Annotated in this window: 13 protein-coding genes, 1 tRNA gene and 1 pseudogene; 9 read left to right on the plus strand and 6 right to left on the minus strand. The window is 67.2% G+C overall.

From position 1 onward, the window contains the following. The first annotated feature begins 332 nt into the window (after positions 1–332). The 3 genes from PARN5_RS0114480 (at position 333) to PARN5_RS0114490 (ending at position 5948) form a co-directional block, all read left to right on the plus strand. Positions 333–3932, plus strand: coding sequence for a vitamin B12-dependent ribonucleotide reductase (locus PARN5_RS0114480; protein WP_026155444.1), 3600 nt, complete (start codon positions 333–335; stop codon positions 3930–3932). Next, positions 3896–4195, plus strand: coding sequence for a hypothetical protein (locus tag PARN5_RS0114485; RefSeq protein WP_018000496.1), 300 nt, complete (start codon positions 3896–3898; stop codon positions 4193–4195). The genes PARN5_RS0114480 and PARN5_RS0114485 overlap by 37 nt, the downstream gene beginning before the upstream one ends. Positions 4196–4409: 214 nt before the next feature. Continuing rightward, the gene (locus PARN5_RS0114490) at positions 4410–5948 is read left to right on the plus strand and encodes a DegQ family serine endoprotease (RefSeq protein WP_018000497.1); all 1539 of its coding nucleotides are present in this window, start codon (positions 4410–4412) and stop codon (positions 5946–5948) included. 179 nt (positions 5949–6127) lie between these two features. On the opposite strand, the gene PARN5_RS0114495 is transcribed toward PARN5_RS0114490, so the two are convergent. After that, the gene (locus PARN5_RS0114495) at positions 6128–6898 is read right to left on the minus strand and encodes an invasion associated locus B family protein (RefSeq protein ID WP_232419358.1); all 771 of its coding nucleotides are present in this window, start codon (positions 6896–6898) and stop codon (positions 6128–6130) included. A gap of 471 nt (positions 6899–7369) precedes the next feature. Between PARN5_RS0114495 and PARN5_RS0114500 the strand changes: the two genes are divergently transcribed. Next, the gene (locus tag PARN5_RS0114500) at positions 7370–8947 is read left to right on the plus strand and encodes a helicase HerA-like domain-containing protein (protein ID WP_018000499.1); all 1578 of its coding nucleotides are present in this window, start codon (positions 7370–7372) and stop codon (positions 8945–8947) included. Here the strand turns inward: PARN5_RS0114500 and PARN5_RS0114505 are convergent. Beyond that, positions 8934–9260, minus strand: a complete 327-nt coding sequence (locus tag PARN5_RS0114505) for a DUF6477 family protein (protein ID WP_018000500.1) — start codon at positions 9258–9260, stop codon at positions 8934–8936. The two genes, PARN5_RS0114500 and PARN5_RS0114505, sit on opposite strands and share 14 nt — an antisense overlap. 215 nt (positions 9261–9475) lie before the next feature. Between PARN5_RS0114505 and PARN5_RS0114510 the strand changes: the two genes are divergently transcribed. Next, positions 9476–10657 carry a DUF6456 domain-containing protein gene (locus PARN5_RS0114510; RefSeq protein ID WP_018000501.1) on the plus strand — a complete coding sequence of 394 codons (1182 nt, stop codon included), beginning with the start codon at positions 9476–9478 and terminating at the stop codon, positions 10655–10657. A 76-nt stretch (positions 10658–10733) separates the two neighbouring features. Here the strand turns inward: PARN5_RS0114510 and PARN5_RS0114515 are convergent, their stop codons facing one another. Beyond that, positions 10734–11282 (minus strand): peroxiredoxin, encoded by a 549-nt coding sequence (locus PARN5_RS0114515; protein WP_018000502.1) that lies wholly within the window; start codon positions 11280–11282, stop codon positions 10734–10736. 141 nt (positions 11283–11423) lie between these two features. Between PARN5_RS0114515 and lipA the strand changes: the two genes are divergently transcribed. From lipA to PARN5_RS25130, 4 genes are all read left to right on the plus strand, one after another. After that, positions 11424–12371 carry a lipoyl synthase gene (gene lipA, locus PARN5_RS0114520; RefSeq protein ID WP_018000503.1) on the plus strand — a complete coding sequence of 316 codons (948 nt, stop codon included), beginning with the start codon at positions 11424–11426 and terminating at the stop codon, positions 12369–12371. 50 nt (positions 12372–12421) lie between these two features. Continuing rightward, positions 12422–12505 (plus strand) — tRNA-Leu (locus PARN5_RS0114525). 317 nt (positions 12506–12822) lie between these two features. Continuing rightward, positions 12823–13683: an acetyl-CoA C-acyltransferase gene (locus tag PARN5_RS22205; protein ID WP_346420644.1), complete on the plus strand. Its 861-nt coding sequence runs from the start codon at positions 12823–12825 to the stop codon at positions 13681–13683. Then, a complete protein-coding gene (locus PARN5_RS25130) occupies positions 13680–14726 on the plus strand; it encodes a 3-hydroxyacyl-CoA dehydrogenase family protein (RefSeq protein ID WP_018000506.1) in 1047 nt (348 codons plus the stop codon). Before PARN5_RS22205 ends, PARN5_RS25130 begins: the two co-directional genes overlap by 4 nt. Before the next feature lie 37 nt (positions 14727–14763). Here the strand turns inward: PARN5_RS25130 and PARN5_RS0114545 are convergent, their stop codons facing one another. The 3 genes and pseudogenes from PARN5_RS0114545 to PARN5_RS24275 all read right to left on the minus strand — a co-directional run. After that, on the minus strand, positions 14764–16170 hold the full coding sequence (locus PARN5_RS0114545; RefSeq protein WP_018000507.1) for a coniferyl aldehyde dehydrogenase: 1407 nt from the start codon (positions 16168–16170) through the stop codon (positions 14764–14766). 52 nt (positions 16171–16222) lie between these two features. Further along, the gene (locus PARN5_RS0114550) at positions 16223–16936 is read right to left on the minus strand and encodes an alpha/beta hydrolase (RefSeq protein WP_346420632.1); all 714 of its coding nucleotides are present in this window, start codon (positions 16934–16936) and stop codon (positions 16223–16225) included. Positions 16937–16968: 32 nt separating this feature from the next. Continuing rightward, positions 16969–17274 (minus strand): annotated as a pseudogene (locus tag PARN5_RS24275) (transposase); the annotation flags it as partial.

The following is a 17274-nucleotide window of genomic DNA, read 5'->3' on the forward strand; positions in this document are numbered from 1 at the left end:
GAACATTCGGCTTTTTGCAGCGGGACGCAAAAGCCCAGTTGTTAACAACGGATTGATGGCGAATCTGTGCCGCGGCTGACAGGATGTCGCGGCCGGGCTGTAAAGCGAAAAAATTGATTGAAATGCGCGAAGGCTCGCGCCAATTTGTAGCCCAAGCCGACGCTACCACCAGATCTTGTGGTCATTCTGCACCGGATCTGGCCATGGTGGGCCGGGCGAGAGTTCAACGAAAGGCTACCGATGCCGCTTGGCGGGCAGGTCGGGCTGCACCGATCGGTGCAGGCGACGCTGGCGTCTGGGCGGCGGTGCGGGGCAACGAGGGGATGACGGGCATGCGGATCGAGCGGCGTTTCACCACGGCCGAGGGCGGCGCCTATGGCGGGATGGAATTTGCGAAAACCCTGAGCGAGATCCGCGATCCGGACGGCCGCATCGTGTTCCGCAACGAATCCGTCGAGGTGCCGCAGGGCTGGAGCCAGGTCGCCTCGGACGTGATCGCGCAGAAATATTTCCGCAAGGCCGGGGTGCCGGCGCGGCTGAAGCGGGTCAAGGAAAAGGGCGTGCCCGCATTCCTGTGGCGCTCGGTCCCGGACGAGGCCGCGCTGGCGGACCTGCCCGAGGACCAGCGCAGCGTGGGCGAGACCTCGGCTTGCCAGGTCTTCGACCGGCTGGCCGGCGCCTGGGCCTATTGGGGCTGGAAGGGTGGGTATTTTTCCAACGAAGAAGACGCCCGCGCCTATTACGACGAGATGCGCTTCATGCTGGCGGCGCAGATGGGGGCGCCGAATTCGCCGCAATGGTTCAACACCGGGCTGCATTGGGCCTATGGCATCGACGGCCCGTCGCAGGGGCATTTCTACGTCGATTTCAAGACCGGCGCGCTAGTCAAGTCCGACAGCGCCTATGAGCATCCGCAGCCGCATGCCTGTTTCATCCAGTCGGTCAGCGACGACCTGGTGAACGAGGGCGGCATCATGGACCTGTGGGTCCGCGAGGCACGGCTTTTCAAATATGGCTCGGGCACGGGCACCAATTTTTCGTCCCTTCGAGGGGAGGGCGAGAAACTGTCGGGCGGCGGCAAGTCTTCGGGGCTCATGGGCTTCCTGAAGATCGGAGACCGCGCAGCGGGGGCGATCAAATCGGGCGGGACGACCCGACGCGCCGCAAAGATGGTGATCTGCGACATGGATCACCCCGACATCGAGCAGTTCATCAACTGGAAGGTCATCGAGGAACAGAAGGTCGCCGCCCTGGTGGCCGGGTCCAAGATGCACGAACGGAAGCTGAACGAGATCTTCGCCGCGATCCGCGGCTGGGACGGCAGCGTCGAGGATGCCACCGACCCGGCCCGGAACGCGGCGTTGAAATCGGCGATCCGAAGCGCGAAACGCAGCATGATCCCGGAAACCTATGTGAACCGGGTTCTGCAATATGCCCGCCAGGGCTTTGATTCGATTGAATTCCCCAGCTACGATACCGATTGGGATTCCGAAGCCTATGCCTCGGTTTCCGGGCAGAATTCCAACAATTCGGTGCGGGTGACGGATGCCTTCCTGCGCGCGGTCCGTGAGGATCAGCCGTGGGAGCTGGTGCGCCGCACCGACGGCAAGCTGGCCAAGACCGTCTCGGCGCGCGAACTGTGGAGCCAGATCGGCCATGCCGCCTGGGCCTGCGCCGATCCGGGCATCCAGTTCCACGACACGATCAACGCCTGGCACACCTGCCCCGAGCACGGGCCGATCCGCGCCAGCAATCCGTGCAGCGAATATATGTTCCTGGACGACACGGCCTGCAACCTGGCCTCGATGAACCTGCTGACCTTCTGGGACGGGCAGGGCTTCGATGCCGAGGGCTATATCCATGCCACGCGGCTCTGGACGCTGACGCTGGAGATCTCGGTGCTGATGGCGCAGTTCCCCTCGCGCGAGATCGCGCAGCGCAGCTATGACTTCCGCACGCTGGGCCTGGGCTATGCCAATATCGGCGGGCTGCTGATGACCATGGGCCTGGGCTACGACTCGGCCGAGGGTCGGGCGCTGTGCGGCGCGCTGACCGCGCTGATGACCGGCGTCGCCTATGCCACCTCGGCCGAGATGGCGGGCGAGCTGGGGCCCTTCCCGGGCTACAAGAAGAACGCCTCGCACATGCTGCGGGTGATCCGCAACCACCGCGCCGCCGCCCATGGCACCGGCGCCTATCACGGGCTGAACGTCCGCCCGGTCGAGCTGGATGCCGAGAACTGCCCCGACCCGCGCCTGGTGGCGCTGGCGCAGGGCGCCTGGGACGAGGCGCTGACCCTGGGCGAGGAGCACGGCTATCGCAACGCCCAGGCCACGGTGATCGCACCCACCGGCACCATCGGGCTGGTGATGGATTGCGACACCACCGGCATCGAGCCGGATTTCGCCTTGGTGAAGTTCAAGAAACTGGCCGGCGGCGGCTATTTCAAGATCATCAACCGCTCGGTCCCCGCGGCCTTGGAATCGCTGGGCTACGGCCCGGCGCAGATCGAGGAGATCGTGGCCCATGCCGTCGGCCACGCCAGCCTCGGGAATTGCCCCGGCATCAACCACACCAGCCTGGTCGGCCACGGCTTCGGCCCGCGCGAACTGGAAAAGATCGAGGCGGCGCTGGCCTCGGCCTTCGACATCCGCTTCGTCTTCAACCAGTGGACCCTGGGTGAGGATTTCTGCCGCGACACGCTGGGCATCCCGGCCGCGAAACTGGCCGATCCGGGGTTCGACCTGCTGCGGCACCTGGGCTTTACCCGCGCGCAGATCGAGGCCGCGAACGACCATGTCTGCGGCACCATGACCCTGGAGGGCGCGCCGCATCTGCGCCCCGAACATTATCCGGTCTTTGACTGCGCCAATGCCTGCGGCAAGAAGGGCAGCCGCTATCTGTCGGTCGAAAGCCATATCCGCATGATGGCGGCGGCGCAGAGCTTCATCTCGGGCGCGATTTCCAAGACCATCAACATGCCGAACAGCGCCAGCATCGCCGATGCGCTGGCCGCCTATGAGCTGAGCTGGTCGCTGGGCGTCAAGGCCAATGCGCTGTACCGCGACGGCTCGAAACTGTCGCAGCCGCTGGCCTCGGCCTTGGTCGAGGATGACGAGGAAGCCGAAGAGATCCTCGCCTCGGGCAATCCGCAGGAAAAGGCCGCGGTAATCGCCGAGAAGATCGTCGAGAAGATCATCGTCAAGGAGGCCGTGCGCAGCCACCGCGAGAAGCTGCCGCATCGCCGCAAGGGCTATACCCAGAAGGCGGTGATCGGCGGCCACAAGGTCTATCTGCGCACCGGCGAATATGACGACGGATCCCTGGGCGAGATCTTCATCGACATGCACAAGGAAGGCGCGGGCTTCCGGGCGATGATGAACAATTTCGCCATCGCCGTGTCGGTCGGCCTGCAATACGGCGTGCCGCTGGAGGAATTCGTCGATGCCTTCACCTTCACCCGCTTCGAGCCGGCGGGCATGGTGCAGGGCAATGACAGCATCAAGAACGCGACCTCGATCCTGGACTATGTCTTCCGCGAACTGGCGGTCAGCTATCTGGACCGCACGGATCTTGCGCATGTCCAGCCGCAGGGTGCGCGCTTCGACGACATGGGCGGCGGCGAGGCCGAGGGCCAGCCGAATGTCGCGCCGGTGGGCGAGAAGGCCTCGCGCTCGCTGGAGATGCTGAAGCAGATCAGCTCGACCGGCTACCTGCGGAAGCGGCTGCCGCAGGACCTGATGGTGCTGCAATCGCAGGTTTCGACGCTGGCGGTGGCGACGGCCGATCCGGTGGCGATGGATGCGCGGGTCAAGGCACGCATGCAGGGCTATGAGGGCGATCCCTGCGGCGAATGTGGCAATTACACGCTGGTCCGCAATGGCACCTGCATGAAATGCAACACCTGCGGCGGCACCAGCGGGTGCAGCTGATGGAGGTGGGGATGGAGCTTCTGGTCGGCGCACGCCGCATCACGCCCGAGCGGGTGCTGGCGATCCCGGGCGGCATCGAGGCCGAGCTGCGCGGCGAGGCGGTTCTGCGGCTGCTGGACGCGACCTTTCACGGCACCGGCTCGATCGAGATCCTGGGCGGGGCGTTGAATCGCCGCCCGGTGGATGTCGCCGGCATCGAGATGCGCGGCGCGAGCACGCTGGTCACGCTGCTTTGCGCGGGCGAGGCGGCACAGCTGAACTGAAACCGTCAGGGCGAGGGTTCCGTGGCCCGGGCATCTCCCGGCAACGGAACCTTTTTGCCGTGGCGGCTTGATCCCGGGCATTGCCTGCAAGTCACGATCAGTTCATTCTTTGCGAGCGTGGTTCATTTGCAACGGGACCGAAAATCCCCTTGAACATGAGCAGATTGCCACGGGCCCGGTTCGCGCGGCCCCGGCATGGAAGGAGACCATCCAGATGAACAGACCCTCTTTTCGTCCTCTTCTGACCGCCTCGGGGCTGGCGCTGCTGCTGGCACTGTCGCCGGCGCTGGCCCAGGCGCCCGCCGCCCAGTCGCCGCAGGCCGCCGCCAATGACAACCAGCCGCTTGCCGCCCCCGAAAGCAAGGCGCGCAAGGAAAACGTCATGCCGGAGAGCTTTGCCGACCTGGTCGAGCAGGTCAGCCCGGCGGTGGTGAACATCACCACGACCTCGACCGTCTCGACGCCGCTGGTGCGCGGTCCGCAATTGCCCGAGGGCAGCCCGTTCAGCGACCTGTTCCGCGAATTCGGCTTTCCCGGCTTCCCGCAGGGCGAGGACGGCAACCCGTTCGGCGGCGGGCCGATGGAGCAGCAACGCTCGAACGCGCTCGGCTCGGGCTTCGTGGTCTCGCCCGAGGGGCTGATCGTCACCAACAACCACGTGATCGAAGGCGCCGACGAGATCGAGGTCGAGTTCTTCTCGGGCAAGACGCTGCCGGCCAAGGTGGTGGGCCGCGACGACAAGACCGACATCGCCGTGCTGAAGGTCGAAAGCGACGAGCCCTTGCCCTTCGTCAAGTTCGGCGACAGCGACAAGGGCCGCGTGGGCGACTGGGTGCTGGCGCTCGGCAACCCGCTGGGGCAGGGCTTCTCGGCCTCGACCGGGATCATCTCGGCCCGCAACCGCGCGCTGTCGGGCAGCTATGACGATTTCATCCAGACCGACGCGGCGATCAACCGCGGCAATTCGGGCGGGCCCTTGTTCAACATGGACGGCGAGGTGATCGGGGTGAACACCGCGATCCTGTCTCCGAACGGCGGCTCGATCGGCATCGGCTTCTCGATGGCCTCGAACGTGGTCTCGAAGGTGGTCGAGCAGCTCGAGGAATTTGGCGAGACCCGGCGCGGCTGGCTGGGGGTGAAGATCCAGCCGGTGACGCAGGACATCGCCGATTCGCTGGGCCTGGCCGAAGCGAGCGGCGCCATGGTCACGGACGTGCCCTCGGGGCCTGCCGCCGATGCCGGGATGAAGTCGGGCGACGTGATCACCAGCTTCGCCGGGGGCGAGGTCAAGGATCCGCGCGACCTGGTGCGCCGGGTGGCCGATGCGCCGGTGGGCAAGGCGGTGGAGGTGACCGTGCAGCGCGACGGCAAGCCGGTCGAGCTGAAGGTGACGCTGGGCCGGCGCGAGCTGGCCGAGGGTTCGGGTTCGGGCAAGGTGGACAGTGCCAGCGAGACGGCCAGCGACCTGATGGGCATGACGCTGGCGCCGCTGACGCCCGAGATCGCGGCCGAACTGGGCGTGTCGCGCGACATGCAGGGGCTGGTGGTGCAATCGGTCGACCCGACCGGCGCCGCCGCCGACAAGGGCCTGACCGCCGGCGACGTCATCACCGAGGCCGGCCAGCAGCCGGTGACCACGCTGGCCGACCTCGAGGGACGAGTGAAGGAGGCGCGCGAGGCCGGTCGCAAGTCGATCCTGGTCATGGTGCGCCGCGCCGGCGAGCCGCGCTTCGTCGCCCTGCCGGTCGAGTAAGCCGGGGCGTATTTTCAGGGGGGCGCCTTGGCGGGCGCCCCTTTGCCATGCCGGCCGCCGGAGGTGGTGGCGCGGAGAGCCGTGGGTATTTGTGAAACGGTGAAGGCCAGGCTGTCGCGCGGGCGCGGGCCATGAAAAAGGGCCAGGTTTCCCCGGCCCGATTTCCCATGCGGGGCGCCTTACTGCTGGGGCGCCTCGGCCGGGGTAGCGGCGGGCGCGGCAGCCGGGGCCGGTGCCGCCGGGGCCGGGGTGGCCGGCGCGGCGGCCAGGTCCTTGTTCGCCTCGACCAATGCGGTCATGCCGGCGGTGAAGCCTTTCAGCGACAGGTCCAGCTTGACCATCTGCTCTTTCGGGGCGCCGAAGGGCAGGACCGAAACGGTCGCCTTGTTGCCCTTTTTCAGCGGGGCGAGCTCGGCATCGGCCAGGCCGATGCGCGAGATGCAGCCGACCTGCGCGCAGAGCATGAACGGATAGCGGCCTTCCTTGGCGGCGTCGACTTGCAGGCCCAGGCCGGCCTGCAGGTCGGTTTCCAGCGGCGCGACGAAGGTGACGACGGCCTGCACATTGCCGGTCATCGGGATCACCGAGGCCTCGGCCACCGGCGAATCGTTCTTGTCCTTGAGCAACTGGTAAAGCTCGCAGGGATCCTTGCCGGTCTCGGTCTTCATGCAGCGCAGGGTCCAGTCGCCATGCGTCGACTTGGCATAGGGCTGGCCGACCTTGGGCGCGCCATCGGCAGCGGGGGCTTCGGCTGCGGGGGCCTCGGTTGCAGGCGCGGCGGCGGGGGCCGGCGTGGTGGCGGCGGGCGTTTCGCTGGCAGGGGCTTCGCTGGCGGGGGCCTCGGCGGCAGGCTGGGCCGGGGTGGCCGCTTCCTGCGCCATCACGCTGGCGGCGCTGCCGGTCAGGGTGAAGAGGGCGGCGATCAATGCCGCGGACGTCCTATTTGCCATGGTGCTTTCCTTTGGTCCATGCATCGGCCCTGCTCCTAACATGCGCGCCGCGCCTTGTCAGGGCGGATCGCATCGCGGGGCGTCACCTTTGCGTGCCAATGGGATATGGGCGAAAACCTGCTGCATCGGCCTTGCCGAAGGCGAGGGATCCGAAGCGTAAGACAGCCGCCCCGGATCCCCAGCTTACCTTCCCTGCCGGACTGGCCGGTCATCATTGCCCGGAAAGCTAGAGCCGGAACGAGGGTCCGTCAACTATCCTATTCGACAGATTGTTACATTGTGATGACCGCGATGTGATCGGCACGGACGATGCAAAAAAAAGCCGCGCCAGAGGCGCGGCAGTCCAACAGGGAGGAAAGCCGGCCCGCCGCCGATGCGATGGCCCGACAGGAACAGACTGGCACAAAACCGTTACGGTTGTATTGTTCTTTCGTCGCAACCCGCGTTTTTTTGCCGATCCGAGGAGAAAACATGACAGAAATCGTCGATCTGGCCGCGGGAACGGTCTTTCTGGGCGGCGGCGGCGCCGATCATGCCCAGCCGCAGAACCTGCTGCTGAAATACGCCAACCGGCACGGGCTGATCGCCGGCGCGACCGGGACCGGCAAGACGGTGACGCTGCAGGTGCTGGCCGAATCGTTCTCCAAGGCGGGCGTGCCGGTGTTCATGGCCGATGTGAAGGGCGACCTGGCCGGCATCGCGAAGCCCGGCGACCCGGCCGGCAAGCTGAACGAGCCCTTCCAGACGCGGGCGGCGCAGATCGGCATGACGCTGGAATACGAGGGTTTTCCGGTCACCTTCTGGGATATTTGGGGCGGACGAGGCCATCCGGTCCGCACCACGCCGGCCGAGATGGGGCCGCTGCTGCTGTCGCGGCTGATGGGCCTGACCGATGCGCAGGAGGGGGTGCTGAACATCGCCTTCCGCGTCGCCGACGAAGAGGGGCTGGCGCTTCTGGACATGAAGGACCTGCAGGCCATGCTGGTCTGGGTCGGGCAGAACGCCAAGGAGCTGTCGCTGAAATACGGCAATGTCTCGACCGCCTCGGTCGGCGCCATCCAGCGCGCGCTGCTGGTGCTGGAGGGCGAGGGCGGCGACCGGCTCTTCGGCGAGCCGGCCCTGGAGCTTTCCGACATCATGCGGCTGGATGCCTCGGGCAAGGGGATGATCAACATCCTGTCGGCCGAGCGGCTGATGAACGCGCCGCGGCTTTACGCCACCTTCCTTCTATGGCTGATGAGCGAGCTTTTCGAACAGTTGCCCGAGGTCGGCGACCCGGAAAAGCCGCGCGTCGCCTTCTTCTTCGACGAGGCGCATCTTCTGTTCGACGATGCCCCGCCGGCGCTGGTCGACAAGATCGAGCAGGTGGCGCGGCTGATCCGGTCCAAGGGCGTCAGCCTGTGGTTCATCAGCCAGAACCCGGCCGACCTGCCGGAATCGGTGCTGGGGCAGCTGGGCAACCGCGTCCAGCACGCGCTGCGCGCCTTTACCGCCAAGGACCAGAAGGCGCTGAAGCTTGCCGCGCAGAACTATCGCGCCAATCCCGATTTCGACATCGCCGAGGCGATCCAGGCCGTCGGCACCGGCGAGGCCGTGACCTCGCTTCTGGAAGCCAAGGGCGTGCCGGGCGTGGCGCAGCGCACGCTGATCCGCCCGCCGCTGTCGCAGCTTGGCCCGATTGCCGATGCCGAGCGTGCGGCGCTGAACGCGGCATGCCCGATGGCGCTGAAATATGGCAAGGCGCTGGACCGCGAATCGGCGGCCGAGATCCTGGCCGGCCGCGCCGAGCAGGCGGCGGCGCAGGCCGCGCGGCCCGAGGCCCGGGGCGACGACGATCTGTGGACGATGGAAAAGCCGCACAGCCGCGGCCGGCGCTATGATCCCCGGATCCAGATCCCCGACGAGGCGCCGGCGAAACGCAGCGGCCGCGCCTCGACCAGCGATTCCATCGCCACGACATTCGGCAAGAGCCTGGCGCGGCAGCTGGGGACCAAGACCGGCCAGGCGCTGGTGCGCGGCGTGCTGGGTTCGCTGTTCAGAGGCAGGTAGCCGGCAGCGGGCGCGGCGCGGCCTCGGCCGTCTCGGCCAGGATGGCGATCAGCAGCATGATATGGCGGTGCACGTCGTAATCGGCGCGGCCCTCGCGGCGGATAGTGTCGAGTTGTTCTTCCTCGGCCCGCAGCCGGGCCAGGGCGGCGCCGGCCAGCGGCGTCTCGTCGCATTTCAGCAGCCGGCGCAGGTCGCGCCGCCGGTTCCAGCCCGCCAGCCCCGCCCGCGCGGCCCGCACCAAGAGCCGCGGCCGGCGCATCTGCGGCTGGCCCAGCCGGGGCTGGAAGGCGATCACATTGCTCATCATCGTCATGGCGCTTTCTCCGTTTCCGAGTGGAACCGGGGAAAATTTGCACAACCGATGCTTGTGTTGCGTCCCGTTGCCGTGCTGCGCGCGGCGCGGCAAGGAATCTTTAGGAATTCTTAGCAAATATTGCCCCATCTCGGCCTGATCCTGTCTTTGGTGAGGCGGGAGGTGACACAACCCATGGGCGAGCGTCTGGCCGCTCGTCTGCAGGAAGCGAAGGAATGACCATGACGATTTTGACGGGAGACTTTGCCCCGGAAGCCCCGATCGCCGCCCTGCCTGCCGGCTTCGGGGTCTCGGCCTGCGAAGGGCCCGATGCGGGGGCGGACTCCCAGACCCGGGACGGTGACCTGAAACTGTATCTGCGCCATGTCGAGGGCGGCGAGACCATCCGCTCGCTGGCGCGCGAGGCGGGTTGCCATGCCTCGACGATCCTGCGCCGCATCCGCCGCTTCGAGGCGCGCCGCGACGATCCGCTGGTCGACCAGGCGGTCGAGCGCGCCGCGGATCGCGACCGCGGCGCCGCGCCGGTGGCGCCGGGCCGCACCGGCATGCGCCAGATCGCCCGCATCCTGCGCCGGCTGGCCGAGCCCGGTGCGCAGATGGTGGTGGCCGACGGCATGGACAAGGCCATCGTCGTGCGCGACGACATCCGCACCGCGATCCTCGACCGCGAGTTGGCCGAGCATATGGCGATCCGCGCCTGGGTGCAGCTGCTGGGACAGGGCCGGGTCAGCCGCTATGCGATCTCGGGCCAGGGCCGCGAGGCGCTGCGCGCGATGCTGGCGGCGCGGCGCGGCAATGCCATGCCGCAGGGCGCCGATTTCAGCCTGGCCGCGCCGGTCGCGCCCGAGCTGGCGGGCTGCGCCGAAGAGGCCGCCGCCTTCAGCCATGCCGACCAGCATCGCCAGTGGGAAGAGCGCGAGATCACCGATCCCGAGGACGGCCGCCGCCGCCGCACCCGGATCAATATCGCGGAAAGCCCGCTTCTGATGCTGGCGCGGCGGCGCGAACCGGACGGCCGGCCGTTCCTTGCCCCCGACCTGGTCGCCGCCGGCGAGCGTCTGCGCGAGGATTTCGAACTGGCGCAGATGGGGCCGCGCGTCACGCAGAACTGGGACCGCTTCCTGACTTCGGGCGTCGATGTCTCGCGGGTTTCGGCCGGGATGGGCGGCGGTTCCGAAGGGGCGCGCAACCGCGTTGCCGCCGCGCTGCGCGAGTTGGGGCCGGGCATGGGCGATATGTGCCTGCGGGTCTGCTGCTTCCTCGAAGGGGTCGAGATGACCGAACGCCGGCTGGGCTGGTCGGCGCGCTCGGGCAAGATCGTGCTGCGCCTGGCACTGATGCGGCTGGAACGCCACTACCGCGAAACCTATGGCTCGGGCGCGCCGCTGATCGGCTGAGCCTGTCCCGGCCCCATGATCCGGCCATGAAAAAGGGCGCCCCGGTGGCGCCCTTTCGTGTGTCCGCAGGATCGGATCAGGCGGCGGCCTGCGCCGGGTTGGCGCGCAGCCATTCCAGCACCGATTCGGGCGAGCTGGCGCCATAGGGATCCTCGGGGCAGTCGTCGCAGCGGCCGGGCTCTTCGAACCAGGCCTCGATGCGGCCGTCGTTGACGATGGCGGCATAGCGCCAGCTGCGGGCGCCGAAGCCCAGGTTGTCCTTGCGCACCAGCATGCCGACCTTGTCGGTGAACGCGCCCGAGCCGTCGGGGATGACCTTCACGTTTTCCAGGTTCTGGCCCTTGGCCCACTGGTTCATCACGAAGCTGTCGTTGACCGACATGCAATAGATCGCGTCGATGCCCAGGGTCGCCATTTCACCCGCCGCCTTTTCGAAGCCGGGCAGCTGGTAGGTCGAGCAGGTCGGCGTGAAGGCGCCGGGCAGCGAGAACAGCACCACGCGCTTGCCGGCGAAATAGTCGGCCGTTGTCATCGCCTGCCAGCGATAGGGGTTCGGGCCGCCCACGGATTCGTCGCGCACGCGGGTCTGGAAGGTCACGTCGGGAAGCAGATCGCCTTTTTTCATCTCTGGTCCTTTCAACATCCGCTCCTCCCTCAGGCCGATGCTGCGGCGCGGCATCGACGGGCTTTAGATGCACCCTGCAGGACCGTTGATCAAGGGGCGAAAAACCCTTAGTTATGCCGGAAATCAGCAAAGGATGCCGATATGGCGGACATGCCCCCGGTTCTGCGCCACCCCGAGAAGGCTCATCGCCCCGACCAGGCCCAGCCCAAGAAGCCGGACTGGATCCGGGTCAAGGCGCCGACCAGCCAGGGCTACAAGGATACGCGCGATCTGCTCCGCGAGCATCGCCTGTCCACCGTCTGCGAAGAGGCGGGCTGCCCGAACGTCGGCGAATGCTGGAGCCAGGGCCACGCCACCATGATGATCATGGGCGAGATCTGCACCCGCGGCTGTTCCTTCTGCAACGTGCAGACCGGCAAGCCCAATGCGCTGGACGCCTTCGAGCCGGGCCGCGTCGCCCATGCCGTGCAGAAGCTGGGGCTGAACCATGTCGTGCTGACCTCGGTCGACCGCGACGACCTGGACGACGGCGGGGCCGAGCATTTCGCCCAGACCATCCGCGCCATCCGCCACCGCTCGCCCAAGTCGACCATCGAGGTGCTGACCCCGGACTTCCTGAAATGCGGCCCCGAGGCACTGGAGACCGTGGTCGAGGCGCGTCCCGACGTGTTCAACCACAACCTCGAGACCGTGCCGGGGCTTTACCCGACCGTGCGGCCCGGGGCACGCTATTTCCACTCGCTGCGGCTCTTGCAGCGGGTGAAGGAACTGGACCCCGGCATGTTCACCAAGTCGGGCATCATGGTCGGCCTGGGCGAGGACCGGCAGGGCGTTTTGCAGGTCATGGACGACATGCGCGCCGCCGACATCGACTTCATGACCATCGGCCAGTATCTGCAGCCGACGCCCAAGCATCACCGCGTCGACCGCTTCGTGACGCCCGAGGAGTTCAAGAGCTATGAGAAGGCCGCCTATGGCAAGGGCTTCCTGATGGTCTCGGCGACGCCCTTGACGCGGTCCTCGTACCACGCCGGCGACGATTTCGCGCGGATGCGCACGGCGCGGATGGAGAAGCTGGGCCGCGCCTGACGCGGCCTCTTGCAAAAGCGCGCCGGCCGCCTTAGGCGGTGGCGTGGAAGGCCCGAGTGGCGGAATGGTAGACGCAGCGGATTCAAAATCCGCCGCCGCAAGGCATGTCGGTTCGAGTCCGACCTCGGGTACCAGCCTTCTCCAGAAGATTGATTTCAGCGCATCTTCGGCAAAAAATCCCAAGAAAATCAATTGTAGCGCAGCTGCCGCGTGGGAAGTTTGAGCACAATCCATCTTCTTTTGTTGTAACTTGCTGTAACTCCAGAGGGGCGAGTTACAACAATGCTGAACGACAAGCTGATCCGGGAATTGAAGCCGGAATCAAAGCCCTACCTTGCCAAGGATGCCGGTCTCTTCCTGGACGTCAGGCCGACAGGCGCCAAGTTCTACCGCGACTCGGCCGGGAAGGTGCAGACCAGGACCGTAGGGTAATACCTTCCGTGTCGCCGGCATCGCCCTTGCCGGCGGTGCCGAAAGCATGAGCCGTGCCGGCCACCTGCTGTCTGTCCGCGCCGGTCAGAAGATGGGTGATGTCCGGGCCGTGGACATGATGGTCGGCGCGCTGACCGACCCCTTCAGCGGGGTCCACATGGGCATGACCGCCGAAAATGTCGCCGCGCGTTGCGGCATCGACCGTGCCGCGCAGGACGCCTTTGCGCTGGAATCGCATCGCCGCGCCGCGGCCGCCATCGCGGCCGGGCATTTCCGCGACCAGATCCTGCCGGTCACCGTCCGGCAGGGCCGCAAGGAGGTCACCTTCGACCGTGACGAGCATGTGCGACCCGGCGTGACGGCGGGTGACCTTGCCAAGCTGCGCCCCGCCTTCAGCAAGGAGGGCAGCGTGACGGCGGGCAATGCCAGCGGTCTCAACGACGGCGCGGCGGCGCTGGTGCTGATGAGCGAGGCGGCCGCCGGTGCCGCCGGCGTGCGGCCGCTGGCCCGGATCGTCGCCTATGGTTTGGGCGGGGTCGCGCCCGATGTGATGGGGCTGGGTCCGATCCCGGCCTCGCGGCAGGCCCTGGAACGCGCGGGGCTGGGTGTGCAGGATCTCGACGTGATCGAAAGCAACGAGGCTTTTGCCGCGCAGGCCTGCGCCGTCAGCGACGCGCTTGGCTTCGACCCGGCGCGGGTCAATCCCAATGGCGGCGCGGTGGCGCTTGGCCATCCCATCGGCGCCTCGGGCGCGATCATCCTGACCAAGCTGATCCATGAGCTGAACCGGACCGGCGGCCGCTACGGCCTGGCCACCATGTGCATCGGCGGCGGCCAGGGCATCGCCGTGATCGTCGAGGCCCTGGGGGGCGCGGCATGAGGCTTTCCATCATCGGCGCCGGCACCATGGGCGGTGGCATCGCCATCACCAGCCTCAAGGCCGGCATCCCGACCACGGTCGTCGATACCACCGACGCCGCGTTGGACCGGCTGCGCGACCGCATCGGCCGGCATCTGGCGCGCGAGGTCGAAAAGGGCCGCATGGACGCCGCCGGGGCCGATGCGGCCCGCCGCTGCCTGACGGTGTCCACCGAGCTTGGCGCGGTGTCGGGCAGCGCGTTGCTGATCGAGGCGGTGTTCGAGGATCTGGCGGTCAAGCACGAGCTGCTGTCGCGGGTGCAGGGTCTGCTGCAACCCGAGGCGGTGATCGCCACCAATACCTCCTGCCTGCTGGTCGCCGACATTGCCCGGGCGCTGGACGATCCCGGGCGGCTGCTGGGCCTGCATTACTTCAGCCCGGCCGAGATCTGCCCTATGGTCGAGGTGATCTCGACCTCCGAGACCCGTGCGGCGATCCGCCGGTGCGCGCTGGATTTCCTGGCACGGACGGGAAAATCGCCCTTGCCCTGCAAGGACAGCCCCGGCTTTGCCTTGAACCGCTTCTTCTGCCCCTATTGCAACGAGGCGGTGCAGCTTCTGGACGAGGGCATCGCCACGCCGGGCCAGATCGACGCCGTGGCCTGCGCCAGTTTCGGCGTTCCGGCGGGGCCGTTCCGGGTGATGAACCTGACCAAGCCGGTCATCATGCTGCGGGCGATGCAGGGGCTGGAACGGCTGGGCGTCTTTTATCGTCCGGCGCAGGGCTTGCTGCGAGCAGGCGGCGAGGGCGCGGATTGGCTGATCGACGGTGATCCGCCCGCCTTGCCCGATGCCGCGCGGCAGGAGGTCGCCCGGCGCCTGACCATGGCACTGTGCCGCCCGGCGGCCGAGGCTCTGGCGGAAGGCGCGGTCGCGCCCGAGGATCTGGATCGCGGCGCGCGCGAGGCGCTGCGCTTCCAGCGCACGCCGGTCACGCTGCTGGGGGCGCTTTCGCCGGATGACCGGCGACGGCTGGAGGCCAGAGCCGCCGCGAAAGGGGCGTAACAACGGGGGAAGGCACGGCGGCCTTCCCCCGCACCATTTAACGCAGGTTCAGGCGGGCGGCGAGCTTTGCGAACCGGCCGAAGGGCGCGTGCAGCAGCCTTGCCGGATTCCAGCGGCCCTGTGCATAGATGCCCTTGGCATGGCTCATGGCGCGGAAACCCTCGGGGCCGTGATAAGCGCCCATGCCGCTCGGGCCGATGCCGCCAAAGGGCAGGTCATCCTGCGCCACATGCATCATCGTCGCATTGATGCAGACATTGCCCGAGGTGGTCTGCGCCAGCAGCTTCGCGCAATCCGCGTCGCGTTCCCCGAAATAGTAAAGCGCCAGCGGCCGGGGGCGGGCGTTCACGAAAGCGATGACCTCGTCCATGGTCTCGTAGCTCCGCACCGGCAGGATCGGGCCGAAGATCTCGTCCTGCATGACCGCGCAATCGTCGCCGGCATTCAGCACCAGCGTGGGCGCAATGGTCTGGGGGCGGGTCGCGGCGCTGTCGGGGCTGTGGCCCACGGGGATGATCTCGGCGCCCTTTTGCCTGGCATCCTCCAGCAAGCCGTTCAGGCGCGCGACATGCCGGTCACTGATGATCGCGGTATAATCGGGGCTGGTCGGACCGGTGGGATAGAAGCGCCTGACCGTCTGGTCATAACCCGCCCGGAAGGCGTCGAGGTCGTCCCGATGCACCAGCGCGTAATCCGGCGCCACGCAGGTCTGGCCGCCGTTCGACAGTTTTCCGAAAGTCAGTCCCTCGAGGCTGCGGCGGTTGATTTGGCCGCGCGCAATGATGACAGGGCTTTTGCCGCCCAGTTCCAGCGTCAGCGGCACCAGATTGGCACTGGCCGCCTGCATGACTTTGCGCCCGACCGGGGTGCTGCCGGTGAACAGCAGATGGTCGAAGGGCAGGCGGCTGAAGGCGGCACCCACCTCGGGACCGCCGAGGATCACCGCGACCTCCTCCTCGGCGAAGGCTTCGGCCAGCAAGTCGCGCAGCAATGCGCTGGTGCGCGGCGTCAGTTCCGAGGGCTTCAGCATGGCGCGGTTGCCGGCCGCCAGCGCCGTGGCCAGCGGGATCAGTGTCAGCGAGACCGGGTAGTTCCAGGGCGCCATGATGCCGATCATGCCCTTGGGCTGGTATTCGACCCAGGCGCGGCCGGCGCGATAGGTCGGGGCGACGTGCCGCCTTTGTGGCCGCATGAGGCGGGGCAGCTTGCGGTGCAGATAGTCGATGGCCTGAACGACCACCATCAGTTCGAGAATGTCGCTCTCATGCGCCGAGCGGTGGCTGAAATCGGCGCTGATGGCGCGGGCCAGGTCGGCGCGATGCGCCAGCGTCGCCTTGCGCAACCGGGCCAGCCTGTCCCGGCGCATGCCGATGTCAGGCGCGGCCTCGGTCAGGAAGGCGCGACGCTGGCGTTCCAGCACGGCGGTCATCTCGGGATCTGGCATGGTCTTTTCCGTCTGGCAGGGGCGCGCCGGGACCGGCCCGGCGCGCGGGGTATCAGGACCTGATGAACTTCAGGATATCGGCGTTGACCACATCGGCATTCACCGTCAGCATGCCATGCGAGAAGCCGGGATAGATGATCAACTGGCTGTTTGACAAAAGCTTGTCCTGCATGATCGCCGCCGCCTTGTAGGGCACCACCTGGTCGTCGTCGCCCTGCATCACCAGCGTGGGCACGGTGATCGCCTTCAGATCCTCGGTCTGGTCGGTTTCCGAGAAGGCCTTGATGCCCTCGTAATGCGCCTTGGCGCTGCCCATCATGCCCTGGCGCCACCAGTTATCGATCACGCCCTGCGAGACCTCCGCACCGTCGCGGTTATAGCCGTAGAACGGCCCCGACGGCACGTCGAGGAAGAATTGCGCGCGGTTGGCGGCAAGCTGGGCGCGGAAACCGTCGAAGACCTCGATGGGTGTGCCTTCGGGATTGTCGGGCGTCCTGACCATCAGCGGCGGCACCGCGCTGACCAGCACCGCCTTGGCCACGCGGCCCTGCGGCTGGCTATATTGCGCGACATAGCGCGCGACCTGGCCGCCGCCGGTGGAATGGCCGATATGGATGGCGTTCCTCAGGTCCAGATGCTCGGCCACGGCCGAGGCGTCGGCGGCGTAATGGTCCATGTCATGGCCCTCGCCGACCTGGGCCGAGCGACCGTGCCCGCGCCGGTCATGCGCGACGACGCGATAGCCCTGGGCCAGGAAGAACAGCATCTGGTTGTCCCAGTCGTCGGCGCTGAGCGGCCAACCCGCCTCCAATCCTTGAGCCTTCCGAACATGATCTCGATGCGATTGCGGCGTTTGTAGCGACGCTTGTTGTATCGAGCCGCTTTCTTCCTGCCCTTCCGGCCGGAGATGCATGCCCTTGTCCCTTGTTTTTCAACGCCTCTCTGAACCAGTCGGCATCGTAGCCCCGATCGGCCAGCATCCACTCGGCCTGCGGCAAGCTGCTCAGCATGGCAGCAGGCCTCCGGTGGTAATTAATCGCCGCACGGGGTCAGCGGTGACAAACCATGCCGGATCGGGCATTCCCTGCGCATCGGCAACGGCAT

The organism is Paracoccus sp. N5, assembly GCF_000371965.1.
Lineage (GTDB): Bacteria > Pseudomonadota > Alphaproteobacteria > Rhodobacterales > Rhodobacteraceae > Paracoccus.